The organism is Xanthomonas sp. 3307, from assembly GCF_014199735.1.
In the GTDB taxonomy this organism is placed as follows: Bacteria; Pseudomonadota; Gammaproteobacteria; order Xanthomonadales; family Xanthomonadaceae; genus Xanthomonas_A; species Xanthomonas_A rydalmerensis.
Genome location: NZ_JACHOG010000003.1, coordinates 274,285 through 294,681, shown reverse-complemented (window position 1 = coordinate 294,681; position 20,397 = coordinate 274,285). Strand labels below are relative to the sequence as shown.

Genomic DNA, 20,397 nt, shown 5'->3' with positions numbered 1-20,397 from the left:
GCTACGCCTACCAGCAGGCTTTGACAGCCATGTGAAGATTTTGTGCACTGCCGCTTGGCGGCCGTGCAAGCCCGAAATATGATCCCGGTCGCAGTCGCAGTGTGCGCCGGGGAAGGCGCCTATCGTCCAGGGGGAAACATGTTGATGAACCGTGGTGTCCTGACCACCCGTCCGGGCCTGGTCTCGCGTGACGTCGTGCTGGCCGCCGTACTGGCCTGTCTGTGTGTGCTGCATCTGGCCTATTTCCTGCGCGGTGGCGCCAGCGAATGGCATTGGGCGCTCAGCGCCGCGGGCCTGGCGCTGATGGCGCTCAAGGCCGGCCTGCGACCCACGCCGACCGCCCGCCCCTCACTGAAGAGCCTGCGCTCGCGCACGCCGCTGGACTGGGCAGCGATCGCCGGCGGCTTGCTGGTCGTGGCCAGCGCCGCTGCCTGAGCACCGCAGGCCGGCGCAACGCGCCGGCCGAACCGACCGTCCTCTTCTAGCCGACACACCCATCGCGACCATGGCGCTGGGGCACGTGTGTCACTGCCGCCAGAGCGTCCGCGCTGGCCACGCGCAGCGCCCGGGCCCTGGGCGCTTGCGCATGCCTTGCGGGTGGGGCTTTCCGTCGGCTGGGACAGTGAGGCGTCGGGGCTGAAGCCCCTCCCACAGGGGGTGTGCCCACTCGCGCTCCGGCGTGCCTGGACCAAGCGCGGACATCCACATCGCATGCATGTCCAGCGCACGCCGCAACCTGAGCGCCTGCTACACGGTGGACTTGCCAGTTCCGGTTCCCACCCGCGCCGCCAGCCGCCGGAACGCGTCGCGCTGTGCGGCGTCGGCAAACCATGCCGTCGGCACCACGTCGAACATGCCGTCGTTGTGGTACAGCAGCAACACCCGCGGACTCTCGCGATACCGGACGTAATCGCGCCAGCGGCGGTGTACCTCGCCGTTCGGCCAGGTGATGCGGATGCCCACCTGGTCCCATGCATAGGTGAAGCGATGCCGCAGCGACTCCTGCTGCGCGTAGAGGAACAGCAGCTTGCTCGGCACGACCCAGCCGTACCACAAGGCCAGCCAGATCGGAGCACCGCAACTGAAGAAGACCAGCGCCTCGCCCAGGACGCTCGCCCAGCCACCGCGCGCGTCAGACAACAACAGCAATACGCCGAGCAGGAACGCACCGCCCATCCGCATCAGTGCGCGGCGCAGCTTGTATCGATGATGCAGGCGTTGCGCAGCGCGGAAATCGTCCAGGCGGATGGTGCCGCTGATCATCGTCGTCGCTCCATGAAGGCATGACCGCGCCGGCCGGGCCTGCGGGATGGGGCGTCGGCCGCGTTGCGCGCGGCCGGCCTGTGCGATGCCATCAGGCGCCGTCGATCAACTCCATCCACGCCTGCTCGGCCTGCGCCAGATCGCGCGCGGTCGCTTCGCGGTCGCGGCCCAGCACCGCCATCTTCTCCGCATCGGCATAGCTGCGCGGGTCGGCGAGCTGGCGATCGAGCTCGGCCAGGGTGGCTTCCAGTTCGCCCACGCGCTTCTCCGCGGCGGCCAGCTTGTGCGGGTTCGGCGGCTTCTTCGCCGGCAGCGGCTTGACCGGCGGCGGCGGGGTCGGCGCGGCCTCGGCCAGTTTCTGCTTGGTGCCCTGCGCGGCCGGCCGGGTGCGTAGCCACGCGGCGTAGGCGTCGAGGTCGCCGTCGAACGGCTCCACCACGCCGTCGGCCACGCGCCAGAAGGTATCGCAGACCAGGCCGATCAGGTGGCGGTCGTGCGAGACCATGACGATGGCGCCGTCGAAATCGGCCAGCGCCTCGGCCAGCGCCTCGCGCATTTCCAGGTCGAGATGGTTGGTCGGTTCGTCCAGCAGCAGCACGTTCGGCTGCTGCCAGGCGATCAGCGCCAGCGCCAGGCGCGCGCGCTCGCCGCCGGAGAAGCCGTCCACCGGCTCGAACGCACGGTCACCCGGGAAATTCCACTTGCCGAGGAAGTCGCGGAACGCCTGGTTCGGCGCATCCGGGGCCAGGTCGCGGAAGTGTTCCATCGGCGACTGGCCTTCATGCAGCGATTCCACCGTGTGCTGGGCGAAGTAGCCGATGCGCAGGTCCGGATGGGCGGCGCGTTCCCCTGCAAGCGGCGCCAGCTCGCCCACCAGGGTCTTCACCAGCGTGGTCTTACCGGCACCGTTCGGGCCGAGCAGGCCGATGCGTTGGCCGGCTTCCAGGCCGAAGCCCACGTTGTGCAGAATGACCGCGTCGCTGCCGTAGCCGGCCTCGACATGGTTCAGGCGGATCAGCGAGAACGGCAGTTTGGCCGGCGGCGCGAATTCGATGCGGAACTCGCGCTCGGCGCGCACCGCTTCGGTACCGGCCAGCTTGGCCAGACGCTTCATCCGGCTCTGCGCCTGCGCGGCCTTGCTGGCCTGGGCCTTGAAGCGGTCGATGAAGCTCTGCAGGTGGGCGCGCTCGGCCTGTTCCTTCTCGTGCGCGATTTGCTGCTGGCGCAGTTGTTCGGCGCGCTGACGTTCGAAATCGGTATAGCCGCCCGGATAGAGCTTGGCGCCGCCACCGTGCAGGTGCAGGGTGTGGGTGGCGACGTTGTCGAGGAACTCGCGGTCGTGCGAGATCAGCAGCAGCGTGCCCGGATACTTCAGCAGCCACTGCTCCAGCCAGTACACCGCGTCCAGGTCGAGGTGATTGGTCGGTTCGTCGAGCAGCAGCAGGTCGCTGGGCATCATCAGCGCGCGCGCCAGGTTCAGGCGCACGCGCCAGCCGCCGGAGAACGAGGACACCGCGCGGTGATGGGTCTCGGCCGGGAAGCCGAGGCCGTGCAGCAGCTTGCCGGCACGCGCATCGGCGTCGTAGGCGCCCATCTCGGCCATCTTGGTGTGCGCGGCGGCGACCGCCTCCCAGTCCTCGCGCGCGGTCGCCTCGGCCTCTTCGCTCAGCACCGCGGCCACCGCGGTGTCGCCACCGAGCACGAAGCTCAGTGCCGGGTCCGGCAGCGAGGGGGTTTCCTGGGCGACGCTGGCGATGCGCACCTTGCCGGGCAGGTCGACGTCGCCCTTGTCGGCCTCCAGTTCGCCCTTCACCGCCGCGAACAGGCTGGACTTGCCGGCCCCGTTGCGGCCGACCACGCCCACCCGGTAGCCGGCATGCAGGGTGAGGTCGACATTGGACAGCAACAGCCGCTCGCCGCGGCGCAAGGCGAAATTACGTAGGGAAATCAAGGCAGGGCACTCGGCTAGCGAGGCGGAAGTGTAGCCGCTTCGCCGACGCCGGCCCACCCGGGCGGCGACGCGGCATCGTCCGGGGCGGCACCCGGGGCACCGAGAAAATCCGACCCAGGTCCGTTTTTGTATACGCGCCGGCGTGAAAAACGGATTTCAATCCGATGGCAATCGCTGCACCGCAGCATTGCCCCGCCCACACCGGAAATCGCCAGACCCACGCCAATCCTCCCAGCCACTGGAGTCTCCGCCCGATGACGCAACGCCGCCTCCCCCTCGTCAGTGCCGTCCTGCTCGCGCTCGCCTCCGCCAACAGCCTCGCCCAGTCCCAGCAGGCACCGACCACGCTGGACAACATCATCGTCACCGGCACCCGCATCTCCGACCGCACGGTGGCCGAATCGCAGTCGCCGATCGACATCATCGCGCCCGAGGCGCTGCAGGCCACCGGCGCCAGCGACCTCGCCAGCGCCCTCGGCAAGTTGTTGCCGTCGCTGAACTTCCCGCGCCCGGCGATCAACGACGGCAACGACGCGCTGCGCCCGGCGACCCTGCGCGGCCTGTCGCCGGATGCGGTGCTGGTGCTGCTGGACGGCAAGCGCTACCACACCACCTCGCTGGTCAACTACAACCCCTCGGTCGGGCGCGGCTCGGCGCCGGCCGACCTCAACTCGATCCCGATGTCGGCGATCGCGCGCATCGAGGTGCTGCGCGACGGCGCCTCCGCGCAATACGGCTCCGACGCCATCGCCGGCGTCATCAACATCGTCCTCAAGCACGGTGCCAAGGCCGGCAGCAACAGCGTCGCGGTCAACGGCGGCATCATGGACAAGGGCGACGGCGCGCAGAACGGTATCGACGGCTCCTACGGTCTGGCCTTCGGCGGCGCGGCCGGCGGCGAGGCGCCGGGCTGGGTGCGAGTGTCGTGGAACTACCAGAACGCGATGAACACCAATCGCGCCGAGAACACCGACAAGGCCACCACCCTCGCCGGCGCCGCCAACCCCAGCGGCGTGCCCTACGAGCGCTACGGCGACCCGGCGGTCAAGACCTACCAGGGCTTGGTCAACTTCGGCTATGCGCTCACCCCGCACGTCGACCTGTACGGCTACGCCAACTTCAGCCGCCGCGAGGTGCTGTCCAACGGCTACTACCGCGCCTGGGACAACAGCGACCGCAACGTGCAGGCGGTCTATCCCAACGGCTACCTGCCGCAGATCTACAACCCCTCCAACGACCGCGCCGCGGTGCTCGGCGTCAAGGGCAGCACCGACAACGGCTGGACCTGGGACGTCTCGGCCGACTACGGCAAGAACGACGTCACCTTCGACCTGCGCAACACCATCAACACCAACCTGTACTGGAGCACCGGCGCCTCGCCGACGCGCTTCAACGCCGGCGGCTTCCGCAACGAGCAGAACGCGCTCAACGCCGACTTCAGCAAGTCGCTGGACTGGGGCCTGGCCTACCCGGTGAACCTCGCCTTCGGCGCCGAATACCGGCAGGACAAGTACGCCGTGGTGGCCGGCTCACCCACCTCGATCTACTTCGATCCGAACGCCATCAACCCCGAGACCGGCGCGCCCTACCCCGGCGGCTCGCAAGTGTTCCCCGGCCTGTCGCCGACCGTGGCCGGGCAATTCCAGCGCCACAGCAAGGCGGTGTACGCCGACCTGGAAGCGGACCTGACCGAGCGTCTGTCCGGCGGCGTGGCCGCGCGCTACGAGGACTACAGCGATGCCGGCACCACCCGCTCGGGCAAGCTGTCGGCGCGCTACCAGCTCAACGACGCCTTCGCCATCCGCGGCACCATCTCCAACGGCTTCCGCGCGCCCTCGTTGGCGCAACAGAACTACGCCTCGGTGGTGACCCTGCCGGTGGACGGCGTCCTCAGCCAGATCGGCACCTACCGCACCTCCGATCCGGTGGCCATCGCCCTCGGCGCCAAGCCGCTGGCGCCGGAGAAATCCACCAACTACAGCATCGGTGCGGTCTGGCAACCGGGCGGCGGCTTCAACGCCACCCTGGACCTGTACCAGATCCGCATCTGGGACCAGATCCTGTATTCGGACCAGATCTCGCTGGCCGAGCCGATCGGCCAGGTCAGCGCCGCACAGTTCTTCGTCAACGGCGCCACCACCCGCACCCGCGGCGTGGACTGGGTGAACAATTACCTGCTCGACCTCGACCGCGCCGGCACGCTCAACCTCAGTTTCAGCGCCAACTACAACAAGATCGAGATCCTGGAGATCTCCGATCCGAACTTCGGCCGCGCCAGCCAGGGCCTGCTGACCGATGCCACGCCGCGCACCAAGTACGTGCTCAGCGGCGACTGGAGCCTGGCCGGCTGGACCCTGCACGGCGACGCCACCCGCTACGGCGCCATCACCCGCCGCGGCGACGAGGCCGACGGCAGCCAGGACCAGGGCTTCGCCGCACGCTGGCTGCTGAACCTGTCCACCAGCTATGCCTGGCACGACCTGACCTTCACCGTCGGCGCCGACAACGTCACCAACCAGTACCCGACCCGGACCGCGCTCAACAACATCTACGACGACCGGCCCAACGGCCTGCAGTACTCGCCGCTGTCGCCGTTCGGCTTCAACGGGCGCTACTGGTACGGACGGGTGAGTTACCGCTTCTGAGCGAACCTGGCGGGCGTCGCCGCGACAAGCGGCGACGCCCTGCCACGCGTGACTTCGCGCGGCCAACAGGCCGATGCCGCAGCTGTCCCGATGGGGCGCGGACGCTGCTCGGCCTGCATAGCCGCCTCGCCATTGCGACTGCCGTCCGCTCTCGGCGGCGGCACGCGGCGTTCTGCCGACCCTTAGAACGTAATGGAATAAGAACATGCGCTTGCATCCTGCGACGCAGCACGCATGTTAAAAAATAATTAGACATCCCTGAGGACGCGGCCCGCCGGCCTTGCCGGCCGCCGCGGCCCCGCCTGCCGTTTCGGCACCTGTTGGAGTTTTCATGAACCGTCCGTTGTCGCTGCTGGCGAGCGCCGTGCTCGCCGCCCTCGCCGTCCCCTCCTTCGCCCAGACCGCGCCCGACGCGCCGAGCACGCCCAGCACGCCCAGCACGCTGGACACGGTGATCGTCACCGGCACCCGCGTCAGCGACCGCACCGTCGCCGAGTCGCAATCGCCGATCGACATCATCACCCCCGAAGCGCTGCAGGCCACCGGCACCTCGGAATTGGCGACCGCGCTGTCGCGCGCGCTGCCCTCGCTGAACTTCCCGCGCCCGGCCTTGACCGACGGCACCAGCGGCATCCGCCCGGCGCAGCTGCGCGGGCTCTCGCCCGACCAGGTGCTGGTGCTGGTCAACGGCAAGCGCCGCCACACCTCGGCGATGATCAACGTCAACGGCACCATCGGCCGCGGTTCCTCGGCGGTGGATCTCAACGCGATCCCGATCGCCGCGATCGAGCGGGTGGAAGTGCTGCGCGACGGCGCTTCGGCGCAGTATGGCTCCGACGCCATCGCCGGCGTGGTCAACATCGTGCTCAAGGGCGCCGGCGAAGGCGGCAGCCTGGCCGTGGAGCACGGCCAGTACTCGGCCGGCGACGGCGCCAAGTCGCAACTCTCCGGCGACGCCGGGGTCGGCTTCGGCGATGGCCGCGGCAGCCTGCACGTGGCCGGGCAGATCAGCCAGCAGGACGCCACCAACCGCGCCGGCCCCTACCAGGGCACCGCGCCGAACACCGGCAACTACCCCGGCATCGGCCAGACCACCTTCGTCTACGGCGACCCCAAGGTCGACGCCACCGCGGTCTCGGCCAACGGCGAGTTCCGCTTCAGCGACAACCTCACCGGCTATGCCACCGCGATCGCCAGCAACCGCGACATCACCTCGTTCGCGTTCTACCGCTCGCCCAACCACAACGGCCAGACCGCGCTGCTGGCGCAGGTCTATCCCGACGGCTACGTGCCGCAGATCGAGCAGTACTCCAAGGACCGCTCGCTGGTCGCCGGCCTGAAGGGCAGCACCGCCGGCGGCTTCACCTGGGACGTCAGCTACAACTACGGCTACAACAAGGTCGACTTCCACACCGCCAACAGCATCAACTACAGCCTCGGCGTCGACAGCCCGAGTCGCTTCTACGACGGCGCGCTGGAGTACACCCAGAACGCAGTCAATGCCGACTTCACCCAGCCGCTGGAGTGGGGCCTGGCCTATCCGGTGACGCTGTCCTTCGGCGCCGAATACCGCCAGGAGAAGTGGAACCAGTCGCCGGGCGAGCCGGCCTCGTACACCGGCACCACCGGCGGCGCGCAGGGTTTCGCCGGCTTCGCGCCGCTCAACGCCGTGCATTCGGACCGCCACAACTACGCGGTGTATGCGGGGCTGGAAGCCGACCTCACCGACAAGTTCTCCGCCGGCCTCACCGGCCGTTACGAGGACTACTCGGATTTCGGCAGCAAGACCTCCGGCAAGCTGTCGGCGCGCTACGCGTTCACCGACAAGGTGGCGCTGCGCGGCACTGTCGCCAGCGGCTTCCGCGCGCCGTCGCTGGCGCAGCAGCAGTACCAGGCGGTGACCAGCAGCTACATCAACGGCAGCTTCTTCGAATCCGGCACCTTCCCGGTGAACAGCGCCGTGGCCCAGGCGCTGGGCGCCGCGCCGCTGAAGGCCGAGACCTCGCTGTCCTACAGCCTGGGCCTGGTGCTGCAGCCGGTCGAGCGCCTGTACCTGACCGTGGACGCGTACCAGATCGAGATCGACGACCGCATCCTGCTGTCGTCCAACCTCAACGACGCGGCGGTGCTGGGACAACTGCGCGGGCTCGGCTACAGCAACGTCACCAGCGTGCGTTACTTCAGCAACGCCGCCGACACCCGCACCCGCGGCGTCGACGTGGTCGGCACCTACAGCATCCCCTTGGCGGCCAGCACGCTGGACCTCACCGCCAGCTACGGCTACAGCAAGACCGACATCACCCATGCGGTGACCCAGCCGCAGGCGCTGGCCGCCATCGGCTCGACCCAGACCACCCTGGGCCGCGACGAGATCGGCCGCCTGGAAGACAGCTACCCGAAGGACAAGCTGATCCTCAGCGGCACCTGGAAGCTGCCGAAGTGGGACCTGAGCCTGGCCGCCACCCGCTACGGCGAGTTCACCGTGCGCAATTCGGCCACCGCCACCCGCGACCAGACCTACGGCGCGGACTGGGTGGTCGACGCATCGGCCAGCTTCAAGCCGAGCACGAACTGGACGCTGACGCTGGGCGCGGACAACGTGTTCGACCAATACCCGGACAAGACCGACAACCTGATCAACTCCACCTACGGCATGCTGCCGTACAGCAACTACTCGCCGTACGGCTTCAACGGCGCCTACGTGTACGGGCGGATCAATTACCGCTGGTGATCGCATGAGTGGGCGTCGATCGCGCCTACGTTGAGCGGCATGACGACGGCCCGGGTTTCCGGGCCGTTGTTGTTGGGGCGGAGATTGGGGATTGGGGATTGGGGATTCACCAGCCTGCGACGTTTTCGCCGGCCTGAACTTTTTTGCAGGGGCGGCTCCGGCCACGGCAAGATGCTGTCTATGGGTCGCGGCTGAAGCCGTTCCTGCGGCGCATGGATCGGGCGTCCTTGTGGGAGGGACTTCAGTCCCGACGCATGAAGGTGCCAGGTGGCGTTGGACTTCACTCGTCGCGGCTGAAGCCGCTCCCACAAGCGCCATACGCATGGCTCGCGAGATGCTGCGCTCGTGGTAATCGCGACGCGCCCAACACCGTGCTCTGCCTCGTGCCGCCGCCAGCATCCCGCACATTGCGCTGCGAAAAACGCCACAGCGGCCGCGCGCAGGCACGACCGCGTGCACCACGCCCACGCGTATCGCCGGCATTTTGTCTACGAGGCCTGAAAATCCGGAGATTCGCGCTGCCGCAACGCCTGCAGCGGTGGTTGCAATTGCAACCTCAGCGCTGCCCTTAACGGAATATTGACTCCACTGACATCAACCGGTAATCCCTAGGGAGCGTCGCCGCATCCGCCAGGGGACAGGGGAATGCGCATGCAGCGGCGCCCTTCCCCACTTCTGGAGCCGCCTCCCCCATGACGCGCACGCTCACTCCGCTCGCCCACGCCGTCGCCTTGTGCCTGGCGACGTCCGCCGTTTCCGTCCACGCGCAGAACGCCGGCAACGCGCAAACGCTGGACACGGTCATCGTCACCGGCACCCGCGTGGCCGACCGCACCGTGGCCGAATCGGCCTCGCCGATCGACATCATCTCGCCGGAGACATTGCAGTCCACCGGCACCACCGAACTGGCCACCGCGCTGTCGCGCGCAGTGCCCTCGCTGAACTTCCCGCGCCCGGCGATCACCGATGGCTCCGATGCCGTGCGCCCGGCGCAGTTGCGCGGGCTCTCGCCGGACCAGGTGCTGGTGCTGGTCAACGGCAAGCGCTACCACACCACCGCCCTGGTCAACCTCAACGGCGCGCAGGGCCGCGGCTCTTCGCCGGCCGATCTCAACACCATCCCCATCGCCGCGGTCGAGCGCATCGAAGTGCTGCGCGACGGCGCCTCCGCGCAATACGGTTCCGACGCCATCGCCGGCGTCATCAACATCGTGCTCAAGGGCAGCGGCACGGGCGGCAGCCTGGCCGGGCGCTACGGCAAGTACAGCGCCGGCGACGGCGAGCAGTACCAGCTCTCCGGCGATGCCGGCCTCACCTTCGCCGAGACCGGCAGCGTGCACTTCGCCGCGCAGGCCGGACACCAGGACCAGACCGACCGCGCCACGCCGTACCAGGGCCAGGTGCAGCAGCGCTACGGCGACCCGGACGTGGACCAGGGCGCGTTCTCCTACAACGGCCAGTACAGCCCGGCCGACTACATCACCTTCTATTCCTACGCGATGCTCAGCCGCCGCGAAGTGCTGTCCAACGGCTACTTCCGCTGGTCCGGCGACAACCGCAACCGCCCGGAGATCTACCCCGACGGCTTCCTGCCGCAGATTTACAACGTCAGCAAGGACGTGTCCTGGGTCGGCGGGGTCAAGTCCAGCACCGCCGGCGGCCTGGCCATCGACCTCAGCTACAACTACGGCCGCAACGACCTGAGTTTCGACGTGCGCCACAGCCTCAACAACAGCCTGGGCCTGGCCAGTCCCACCGAGTTCTATGCCGGCGCGCTGCAGGTCACGCAGAATGTGCTCAACGCCGATTTCAGCAAATCGCTGGAGGTCGGCCTGGCCTATCCGGTGACCCTGGCTTTCGGCGCCGAATGGCGCGGCGAGAAGTTCAACGAATCGCCGGGCGAGCCGGCGTCCTACGTCAACGGCGGCATCCCCTCGGCCAACGGCACCCTGCTGCCGGGTGCGCAGGTGTTCGCCGGCTTCAAGCCCAGCGATTCCGGCCACTACGACCGCAACAGCTATTCGGCCTACCTCGACCTGGAAGGCGACATCACCGACAAGTTCTCCGCCGGCCTGGCCGGGCGCTACGAGAACTACAGCGATTTCGGCGACACCGCCACCGGCAAGCTGTCGCTGCGCTACGCCTTCAGCCCCAAGGTCGCGCTGCGCGCCACCGCCTCCACAGGCTTCCGTGCACCCTCGCTGCAGCAGCAGTATTTCCAGTCGGTCGCCACCAACTTCATCAACGTCGCCCAGCCCGACGGCAGCATCGCCGCCACGCCGTTCGAGATCGGCACCTTCCGCACAGACAACCCGGCGGCGATCGCGCTCGGCGCCGAACCGCTGAAGGCCGAGAAATCCAAGAACTACGGCCTGGGCCTGGTGTTGCAGCCGGTGGACGCGCTGTACATCACCCTCGATGCCTACCGCATCGACATCGACGACCGCATCGTGCTCTCGGAGAACCTCACCTCCACGGCCGTGCGCAACTACCTGCAGGGCAACGGCTACGCCGGCATCGGCGGCGGCCGCTATTTCACCAATGCCATCGACACCAAGACCCAGGGCGTGGACGCGATCGGCACCTACAAGCTCGCGCTGCCCGCCAGCAGCCTCGACCTCACCGCCGGCTACAACTACAACAAGACCGACATCGAGAAAATCGCCGGCAACCCAGCGGTGCTGGAAGCGATCGACCCGACCGCGGTGCGCATCGGCCGCGCCGAGATCGGCCGCATCACCCGCGGCTCGCCGCGCGACAAGTTCTTCCTGAGCAGCGTGTGGTCGCCGGGCGCCTGGGCCTTCACCGCCACCGCGACGCGCTGGGGCGAGTTCACCGACTTCGGCACCACGCCCGCCGCCGACCAGACCTACGCGGCCAAATGGACCCTGGATCTGTCGGCCGCCTACACGCTGGGCCGCTGGCGCGTGACCGTCGGCGGCGACAACGTGCTCAACGAATATCCCGACCGCTCTCGCGCCGGCGCCGGCACCCGCACCTATCTGCCGTACAGCACGTCCTCGCCATTCGGCTTCAACGGCGCGTTCGCCTACGCCAACGTCAACTACAGTTGGTAAGCGCATGCGGCGGCAGTGTTCCGGCACCGCCGCCGTCTTCGCCACCGGCGACGTCGCGACCGCACCGGCGGGATGCCGGTGTGCGATGGCAGGCGAGGCCACTGCCATGCCTTGGGAATTGGGATGCGCAGCAATGCCGTGGCGAGGAAGATTCGGCAGGCCACATGTACGCCGGCATGGCAGACGCGGTTCGGCAGCGCGCGGCGCACCTTGGCCATCGCCATGCCCATTGCGTTTTAAACCGCCGCCTCGACCGATCACGGCAGCACGACGTAAATGCGTCAAGCATTCGTCGCACGATAGAAATACATCAGGTTATTGAGTAACAGTCACTTCGCCACATTCAATCAGCGCGATGCCCGGCACGGGAACGCCGTGCCGCGTTCGAGAAACTCCCTGTGGCGGCGATTGTTTTCCCAGCGCTATAGAACGCAGGCGATAGACGGCGGCATTCGATCCGGCGCACCGCCAACAAAGACCGCCTATGCGCACATGCGCGACAAGGCGACAGGCCGCACCCGGCGGCTATGCCGCGCAGGCGTGACCGCCCTGAGTGGCATGGAAACTGCAGTGAGCACAGCGCCCGACGCCCCCGGCGATGCCGGACTGGTCCCACGCGATGGTGCGTGACCTTGGGGCCATACCTGAGCAGTCGATGCGGCGCACTTTTCCGGGACTCATTCCCGAATATATAAAAGTGATACGCATCACAAGTATGAATCGATTGATTATTTGTCAACAGTGGCCTGTTGCGATTCGCGTAATGTGGAATCGCCTGAACGGCAGGCAAAAAAACCCCAACAGGGGAAGGATCGTGTCATGTGGAAAACTTCGAAAATAGCGGTGCTATCAGGCATCGTGGCGTGTTCGGCGCTTGCGTCGAGCGCCTATGCACAAAGCTGTTGTCCGAGCGGCGGCAACGGTAGTCCGATCGCCATCCGCGGCCTGGGTGAAAGCGCGCCGGCGGCGACCAATCTGTCCACCAATGCGTCGGCGCGCATCTATCAGTTCGAGCGTAACGGCGTGACCTACCTGCAGATCAACGACAGCACCGGCCAGGTGCGTGGTGCGGTCGGCCGGGTCGGCGACACCGCATGGGTGACGCCGATGGGCAAGGACGTGGATCGCGTGAGCACCGTCGATACCTTCGACAGCAGCCGCGGCACCGTGGTCTACGACGCGCGCTACTTCACCGTGCAGCTGGCCAGCAGCGCCAACGGCGACGTCTGGACGGTGACCGTCAAGAAGTAACGGTCCTTTCCAGCGGTTCGGAGATCAGGAAACTGATCTTTCGCTCATGACGGCGCCGGCAGGTGCCGTCATGAGCCTTCAACCGGCTGGCCAACTCCCAGTCCATCTCGTCGGCGTTGTGGTGCTTGCGGCCGGCACCCGGCATCGCCGCATCGGCTTCCAGGGTCACCACTACGCCACGCTTGCCACGCGCCGACCAGACCCGTGCCGTGATCGTATGCCGGCCCGCGTCGGGCAGGATTTCCATGGCATTGAGCACGCAGCGATACGCCGCCAACTGCAGCCCGATCGACAGCCGCCGCGAATCACCGTGCAGGCGCGCCTCGACCTCGGTATCGCAGGCGTTGGCGAAGGCGACCGAATTCAGCGCGCCGTACAGGCCATGGGTTTCGATATCCAGCGGATACAGGGCGGCGACATAATCGTCCAGCAATTGCGCCTGGATCACCCCGGTGCGATTCATTTCCATCGCCGCGGCATAATGGCCGTGCTGCTTCAGTGTGGTGGCGATGTCGCGGCGCAGCTTGTTGATGTGTACGTGGATGTCGGTGTACTCGATCACCCGGTTGCGGAGGGTACGCTCGGCCGACATGTAGCTTGCCTGGGCGACCTGCAGCGCTTCCTGTTCGGCGAAGCCCAGGCGTCGGGCCTGCTCCATCACCCCGGCGATACGGGTGCCAAGCACGAACAGCGTAGTGGCGGCGAACGACACCAGCATCTGCACATAGAACATTTCAAGGTCGAACGCACCGGCTTGATGCGACTTCGCCAGCGCCATCGCCACCGCGATGTCGGCCATGACGATGCCGACGGCCGCACCGCGCCACTCGTGGCCAAGGGTCAGCCAGAAGCCCGGTACGATCATCATCACCAGCAGGAACTGCCGCGCGACCCCGTCCGGTACGTTCATCGCCGCCGCGAACAGGGCCCCCACCATCAGCGCAGCGCGCAGGCTGTCGTGCATCAGGCCGCGCGACATCAGCGCCGTGCCTTCGCGACGCACCCACAGTAGCGCCGGCAACACGAACACCAGGATGCCGAGATAATTACCGACCCAGAACTTCAGCGCGTTCTCGACGTTGATGTCGGTCACCGGCCCATCCAGCAACCAGTTCAGCACCTTGTTGATCAGCACGCCCCACAGCGCCATGCCGAGCACCACCGGCAGCAACCGCTGCTGCCAGACCATCACATCGGGCACGCGGCGTCGGAACCACAGCGGCACTAGCGCCGACAACGGCATCAGCAGCAGCGGACTCAGATATGCCCAGGTCGCACTCTGGCCCTCGTCAATCAGCGGCACACGCAACGCCAGTAGCGCTGCGGCATCACCGAGCAACAGATAAGGCCAAAGCCGCAGCGGCATGAACAGCAACACGGCCGCACGCAGGCCGGCCGGCAAGAACCATTGGTCCAAAGACAACCGCCACGCCACCAGATAGCCGGCGCAGTACACGGCGCTCAGGAGGAGTCCCTTCGCGAAAGTAGTCAATCTAGCCATGCCACCCTGTCCCGCAGGACGCCCGATGGGGCGCAACAAGTGGCGCAAACATACACCAGGGAATGGGCCGAAACAGTAGACAGTTAACGTCCATCATGCGGTGTAATGCCTTTCCTGACAGGGAGTTGCGTGCGCCCCCCGATCGCTGCGACCTCCATCCCATTCAGGGTGTCGGGGAGTAGGCCCGCAGGGGTATGGTGCGGGACCGCCACGGGCCAACTGCGCAGCGACGGACGCCTGGCCGCCCCTCCTTCCCTGCCTGATCCGGACCGGCGCGTCACGGGGACGGGCCAACCCCTCCAGCCAGCCTCAGCTGATCCGTTCAGGCCATGACAGGTCGAGCCTGGCCGGGCACCGGACGCTGGCCGGTCGCTGTCAGTCGAACCACCCACCCCGCGCGCAACGCCCCAGACGCGCGCGCACCAGGCGCGGGCAGCCACTGCCGCCGCTCCACCCCCGTCACACCGATTTGCCGACAAAAGCCCCGATCGGCGACACTCGGGGCCTACTTGTTCTGCGATCCTGAATGCATCACGACACCAGTCTCATCGACATCATCGCGGTCGGGCTCGCGCTCGCCTTCATCCTCGGCACGCTCGCCCACCGTCTCAAACTCTCGCCGCTGGTCGGTTACCTGGTGGCGGGCATCTGCGTGGGCCCGTTCACGCCCGGCTTCGTCGCCGACCAGGCCCTGGCCAACCAGTTGTCGGAACTGGGGGTGATGCTGCTGATGTTCGGGGTGGGGCTGCACTTCTCGCTCGAAGACCTGATGGAAGTGAAGTGGATCGCGATCCCTGGCGCGCTGGCGCAGATCGCGGTCGCCACCCTGCTCGGCTGGGGGCTGGCCTGGAGCATGGGCTGGCCGACCCTGCACGGCCTGGTATTCGGCCTGGCGCTGTCGGTGGCCAGTACGGTGGTGCTGCTGCGGGCGATGGAGGAGCGGCGCCTGCTGGAAACGCTGCGCGGGCGCATCGCGGTCGGCTGGCTGATCGTGGAGGACCTGGTGATGGTGCTGGCGCTGGTGCTGCTGCCGGCGCTGGCCGACGCGCTCGGCGGCAAGGGCGCCGACACCGGCGCGATCCTCGGCGCGCTCGGCATCACCCTGCTGAAGATGGCCGCGTTCGTGGCGGTGATGCTGGTGGTCGGCCGCCGCGCCATCCCGTGGGCGCTGGAGAAGGTGGCCGCGACCGGTTCGCGCGAGCTGTTCACCCTGTCGGTGCTGGCGATCGCGCTGGGCGTGGCGTTCGGCTCGGCCACCCTGTTCGGCGTGTCGTTCGCGCTGGGCGCGTTCTTCGCCGGCATGCTGCTGAAGGAGTCGGAGCTCAGCCACAAGGCCGCCAGCGACTCGCTGCCGCTGCGCGACGCCTTCGCGGTGCTGTTCTTCGTCTCGGTGGGCATGCTGTTCGATCCGCACATCCTGCTCGAGCATCCGTGGCAGGTGCTGGCCACGTTCCTGACCATCACCGTCGGCAAGTCGCTGGCCGCGTTCGTGATCGTGCGTGCGTTCGGCCATCCCACCGGCATCGCCCTGACCATCTCCACCAGCCTGGCGCAGATCGGCGAGTTCTCCTTCATCCTCGCCGGCCTGGGCGTGAGCCTGGCGATCCTGCCCGAGACCGGCCGCGACCTGATCCTGGCCGGCGCACTGCTGTCGATCATCGCCAACCCGCTGCTGTTCACCTGGCTGGACCGCTGGCAGGCACGGCAGGCGGTGGAGGCGCCGGTGACCGTGGAGCCGGAGTTGCCGCCGGGCCCGTCGCTGGACCTGGTCGACCACGCCATCGTGATCGGCTACGGCCGGGTCGGCAGCGCGCTGGCGGCGGTGCTGCGCGAGCGCGGCGTGCCGGTGCTGGTGATCGACGACAACCGCGACCACGTCGAGCGCGCCCATGCCGACGGCATTCCCGGCATCCGCGGCAGCGCTGCTGCCGACCGGGTGCTGGCCGAGGCGCATCCGGACAGGGCCAAGATCGCGATCCTGGCAATCCCGCAACCGCTGGAGGCCGGCGAAGCGCTGGCCAAGCTGCGTGCGCTGAACCCGGCGCTGACCCTGCTGGCGCGCGCGCACAGCGATGCCGAGGTCAAGCATCTGCTCGACCACGGCGCCGACGGCACGGTGATGGCCGAGCGCGAGCTGGCCTATTCGCTGGCGGAGATGGTGATGGCGACGCCGCCGTACCGGGGGATGCGCGCCGCCGGGCAATAAGCGCGAACGCCGCTCGCGCTCAGCACTAGAAGACTAGAAAGGCTCCCATCTAACAAAAATTCGGCAACGCTGTTGCCATGAATAAAAACGGGCCGCGAGGCCCGTTCTTCAAGCGGATCGGCCACACTTGGATCAAGCGCCACCCGATCCAGAGCCACACGCCATCTGATTGTACTTGTAGCTGGTCAGAACCCATGTTCCACCCGCAGAGTTCGAAACCCAAGTATACGACCAAGTCTGGTTAGTCCCCCGGGAGCAAGATGAGACCGAGATCGTGTCACCAGGACGGCCACTTGCGGGCAACGGAACCGGCGGACCATCGCCCGGAGACTGAGGATAGGCGCGCCCAGCCTCAGTTTCACGGCTGTAGGTGACGGTGACATCGCCAACCCGGTCAAACTCGCCAATAAGTTTTCCGTTTACATGCTCAGCATGCTGCTGAAGCCAAGCCACAACGGCCTGCTTTTCAATAGATTTTTCGGTGTAGGTCGAGGTGGTCACTACAAATTGGGACGTCGTCGCCGCGCTCACGATAAACGGAGCCACTACCAACTGGGCAGCGACCACTGCTCGTGCAAGAAGCTTTTTCAATTCCATGTGATGTCCTTTGGACCGGATGTCCGTCTCATACGTTACGCCTAGCCAGGTCCGGGTTGCCTGTCGGCACAACTTGTCTACATTTTGCACAATGCGAGCGAACTCCTGCATGGAGAGGGCGCTGCCCCTGCGTTGCTCGGATAACGCCCACAAATTGCTGAAGGGAGAACACGTGCCCGCAGCGAATCTTCTTGATAAGCATTCTCGTTTGCGGCAGGATTGCGCTCCCTTCCCCAGTTCCGCTCGCCCTCCCCCCATGGCCTGCCAGATCGGGTTGCTCAACTCCGTGCCCAGTGCCCTGCTGTGCGAGATGTTCGGGCATGTCGGCTACGACTTCGCGGTGCTCGACCTGGAACACGTGCTGCGCTCGCCGGCCGAGCTGGAACACGCCATCCGCGCCTGTGAGCTGGGCGGCTGCGAACCCTGGGTGCGCGTGCCCGAGGTCGATGCCAAGCTGATCGGCCGGGTGCTCGACGCCGGCGCCCGCGGGGTAGTCCTGGCCGGGCTGGACAGCGCCGAGCAGGCCGAGCGCGCGGTCGCCGCCGCGCACTTCCCGCCGCATGGCCGCCGCGGCATCACCGGCGGCCGCGTCACCGGCTTCGGCAGCGTGGGCCTGGCCGACTACATCGCCCGCAGCCGCGCGCGCCTGCGGGTGATCCCGATGATCGAGAGTGCTGCCGGCGTGCGCGCGCTGCCGCAGATCCTGCAGGTGCCCGGCGTGTCGCTGGTGATGGAAGGGGCGCTGGATCTTGCGCTGGACCTGGGAGTCGGCCCGCACCCCACCCATCCGCAGGTCTGGCAGCAACTGCTGGCGATCGACGCGGCCTGCCGCATCGCCGGCGTTCCCTTCTGCCCCAATCCCCGCGACGCCGCGCAACGCGCGCACTGGCTGGCGCAGGCGGACCTGCAGTGGCTGTTCGCCGGCGAAGACCGCGCGCTGCTGCAGGCCGCGTTGCGCCAACGCGCGGCCGACCTGCGCAGTCCCTGACCGTTTTCGTGCCCTTGGAGTCGTCGTCTTGATCGCTTCGCTTTCCCCTTCGCTGCTGGCCGTCGCCCTCGTCGCCGCCATGCTCGCCCCCTCCAGCGCGCGCGCCGAGGACACCCCGCCCGACGCCGACGCGCAGGCGCGGATCCGCCAGCTCGACGCGGTGCAGGTGCAGGGCAGCCTGCTCGGCCGCTCCACTGTCGAAGACGTGCAGCACTACGCCGGCAGCCGCCAGGTGATCGACAACGCGCAACTGCGCAACGGCGCCAACCGCTCCCTGGACGACGCGCTGCAGAAGGTGCCGGGGATCAAGGTGTTCGACGAGACCGGCACCGGCGCGCTGCCGCAGATCATGCTGCGCGGCCTGTACGAGAGCCGCAGCGGCCGCGTGCAGGTGCTGGAGGACGGCATTCCGCTGGCGCTGGCGCCATACGGGCAGACCAGCCTGTCGCTGTTCCCGGTCGGCCTGAACCAGGTCGACCGCATCGACATCGTGCGCGGCGGCGCGGCGGTGCAGTACGGCCCCAACAACGTCGGCGGGGTGATCAACCTGATCAGCCCGGACATCCCCACCACCTGGACCACCACGCTGGGGCAGAAGGTCACCGCCGGCGGCGCCGGGCATTACCTGAGCGATACCGCGATCAGCACCGGCGGCTACGCCAGCGATACCTTCGGCCTGCAACTGGACGCCAACTGGACCAAGGGCGACTACTGGCGCGAGCACAGCGCCACCGACATCAAGAACCTGCGCCTGCGCGCGGAATGGTGGCTGGCGCCGGACAAGCTGCTCAAGGCCAGCGTGCAGCGCTACGTTGCCGACATGGACATGGCCGGCGCCTTGTCCACCGCGGACTACCTGCGCGATCCGCGCCAGTCGACGCGGCCGCTGGACGAATTCACCGGCCGCACCACCCGCGCCTCGCTGGTCTACCAGCAGGACTTCGGCGACGTGGGGCCGCTCCAGGACCTGCGCCTGGACTGGAGCAATTTCAGCGCTCGCAGCAGCCGCAACTTCATCGTCGGCATGCGTTCTTCGGCCAGCGAGACCTGGCGCCCCGACCTGCCGCCGCAACTGCGGCAGAGCGCGCCGCGCGATTTCCGCGTCTACGGCAGCGAGCCGCGACTGAGCTGGAAGATGGGCTCGGGCGCGGTGACCCAGCAGTGGACGCTCGGCGCGCGCGCCATCAACGAGGACATCGATTTCCTGGTCGGCAACACCCGCCTCAGCGACGGCCTGTACACCCTGGTGCGCGACTGGCGCTTCAAGGACCGCGGCGCCGCCGCCTACGTCAGCGACGCGATCGCCTTCGCCGACGGCCGCGTCACCGTCACCCCCGGCCTGCGCTACGAGCAGGTCGATTCGCGCTACTACAACCTGGCCAGCGGCGCGCGCACGCGCAACAAGACCGACGACGTGCTGCCCGGCCTGACCCTGGGCTTCCAGGCCAGCCCGCAGTGGTACCTGTACGCCGACGGCCAGCGCTCGCTGCGCGCGCCGCAGGTCACCCAGATCATCTTCGGCGACAACCTCGACGCCGAACTGGCCTGGAACTACGAGGCCGGCGCGCGCTACCAGCCCAACGAGCGCACGCGCGTGCAGTTCGGCGGCTACCTGATCGACTTCGACCAGCAGATCCAGCTCGACAACACCACCCGCACCTACCGCAACCTCGGCAAGACCCGCCACCAGGGCGGCGAAGTGGAACTGCAGTGGAGCCCCGCGCAACTGCGCGCGCTGACCCTCAACGCCGGTTACGCCTACCTGGACGCACGGCAGAAATCGGGCGTGTACGACGGCCTGCGCGTGCCCTACACCTCGCGCAACCAGCTCACCCTCGGTGCGTCGTACCAGCCCGAATCCGGTCATACCACCGTCGCCGTTTCCAGCTATTACTTCAGCCGCGCCTTCAGCGATGCGGCCAACACCGTGCAGGAGAACGCGATCGGCTCGGTCGGCGAACTGCCCTCCTACTGGGTGTGGAACGCGCAGCTGAGCCAGGTGCTCAGCGAAGGCGCCAGCGGCAAGCTCAGCGCGTCGCTGGCGGTCAACAACCTGTTCGATCGCAAGTACTGGTACCGCGGCATCGACACCAGCCCCTGGGGCCGGCAGCCGGCGCCGGGCCGCAGCGTCACCGTCGGCCTCGAGTACACGTTCTGATCCACGCCGGCGTCGGACGACGACGCCGG

Annotated in this window: 12 protein-coding genes; 8 read left to right on the top strand and 4 right to left on the bottom strand. The window is 67.6% G+C overall.

Annotated features, from left to right (window positions below; all coding sequences use genetic code 11):
- Positions 1 to 144: 144 nt before the first annotated feature.
- Positions 145 to 435, top strand: a complete 291-nt coding sequence (locus GGR64_RS09880; protein WP_260302979.1) for a hypothetical protein — start codon at positions 145 to 147, stop codon at positions 433 to 435.
- A gap of 312 nt (positions 436 to 747) precedes the next feature.
- Here GGR64_RS09880 and GGR64_RS09875 read toward each other — a convergent pair whose 3' ends face one another.
- Both GGR64_RS09875 and GGR64_RS09870 read right to left on the bottom strand, forming a co-directional pair.
- A complete protein-coding gene (locus tag GGR64_RS09875; protein ID WP_184645536.1) occupies positions 748 to 1,263 on the bottom strand; it encodes a YcxB family protein in 516 nt (171 codons plus the stop codon).
- A gap of 91 nt (positions 1,264 to 1,354) precedes the next feature.
- Entirely contained in the window at positions 1,355 to 3,214 is a 1,860-nt protein-coding gene (locus GGR64_RS09870; RefSeq protein WP_160969073.1) for an ABC-F family ATP-binding cassette domain-containing protein, read from the bottom strand.
- Positions 3,215 to 3,468: 254 nt separating this feature from the next.
- Between GGR64_RS09870 and GGR64_RS09865 the strand changes: the two genes are divergently transcribed.
- The 4 genes from GGR64_RS09865 to GGR64_RS09850 all read left to right on the top strand — a co-directional run bounded on the left by GGR64_RS09865 (position 3,469) and on the right by GGR64_RS09850 (position 12,918).
- Positions 3,469 to 5,859: a TonB-dependent receptor gene (locus tag GGR64_RS09865; protein ID WP_184645534.1), complete on the top strand. Its 2,391-nt coding sequence runs from the start codon at positions 3,469 to 3,471 to the stop codon at positions 5,857 to 5,859.
- Positions 5,860 to 6,190: 331 nt separating this feature from the next.
- Positions 6,191 to 8,590, top strand: coding sequence for a TonB-dependent receptor (locus tag GGR64_RS09860; RefSeq protein WP_184645532.1), 2,400 nt, complete (start codon positions 6,191 to 6,193; stop codon positions 8,588 to 8,590).
- Between the two features lie 692 nt (positions 8,591 to 9,282).
- Complete coding sequence (locus GGR64_RS09855) at positions 9,283 to 11,667, top strand: TonB-dependent receptor (RefSeq protein WP_160969076.1); 2,385 nt, start codon at positions 9,283 to 9,285, stop codon at positions 11,665 to 11,667.
- Between the two features lie 819 nt (positions 11,668 to 12,486).
- Positions 12,487 to 12,918, top strand: a complete 432-nt coding sequence (locus tag GGR64_RS09850; RefSeq protein WP_184446971.1) for a hypothetical protein — start codon at positions 12,487 to 12,489, stop codon at positions 12,916 to 12,918.
- Here GGR64_RS09850 and GGR64_RS09845 read toward each other — a convergent pair.
- Positions 12,908 to 14,419, bottom strand: coding sequence for an MASE1 domain-containing protein (locus GGR64_RS09845; protein WP_184447438.1), 1,512 nt, complete (start codon positions 14,417 to 14,419; stop codon positions 12,908 to 12,910). The genes GGR64_RS09850 and GGR64_RS09845 overlap by 11 nt on opposite strands.
- A gap of 526 nt (positions 14,420 to 14,945) precedes the next feature.
- On the opposite strand from GGR64_RS09845, the gene ybaL reads away from it, so the two are divergent.
- The gene (gene ybaL, locus GGR64_RS09840) at positions 14,946 to 16,625 is read left to right on the top strand and encodes a YbaL family putative K(+) efflux transporter (protein WP_184645530.1); all 1,680 of its coding nucleotides are present in this window, start codon (positions 14,946 to 14,948) and stop codon (positions 16,623 to 16,625) included.
- Between the two features lie 132 nt (positions 16,626 to 16,757).
- On the opposite strand, the gene GGR64_RS09835 is transcribed toward ybaL, so the two are convergent.
- Positions 16,758 to 17,222, bottom strand: coding sequence for a hypothetical protein (locus GGR64_RS09835; protein ID WP_184645528.1), 465 nt, complete (start codon positions 17,220 to 17,222; stop codon positions 16,758 to 16,760).
- A 256-nt stretch (positions 17,223 to 17,478) separates the two neighbouring features.
- Between GGR64_RS09835 and GGR64_RS09830 the strand changes: the two genes are divergently transcribed.
- Both GGR64_RS09830 and GGR64_RS09825 read left to right on the top strand, forming a co-directional pair.
- A complete protein-coding gene (locus GGR64_RS09830; protein ID WP_184645526.1) occupies positions 17,479 to 18,210 on the top strand; it encodes an aldolase/citrate lyase family protein in 732 nt (243 codons plus the stop codon).
- 79 nt (positions 18,211 to 18,289) lie between these two features.
- Complete coding sequence (locus GGR64_RS09825) at positions 18,290 to 20,368, top strand: TonB-dependent siderophore receptor (RefSeq protein ID WP_184645888.1); 2,079 nt, start codon at positions 18,290 to 18,292, stop codon at positions 20,366 to 20,368.
- Positions 20,369 to 20,397: the final 29 nt, after the last annotated feature.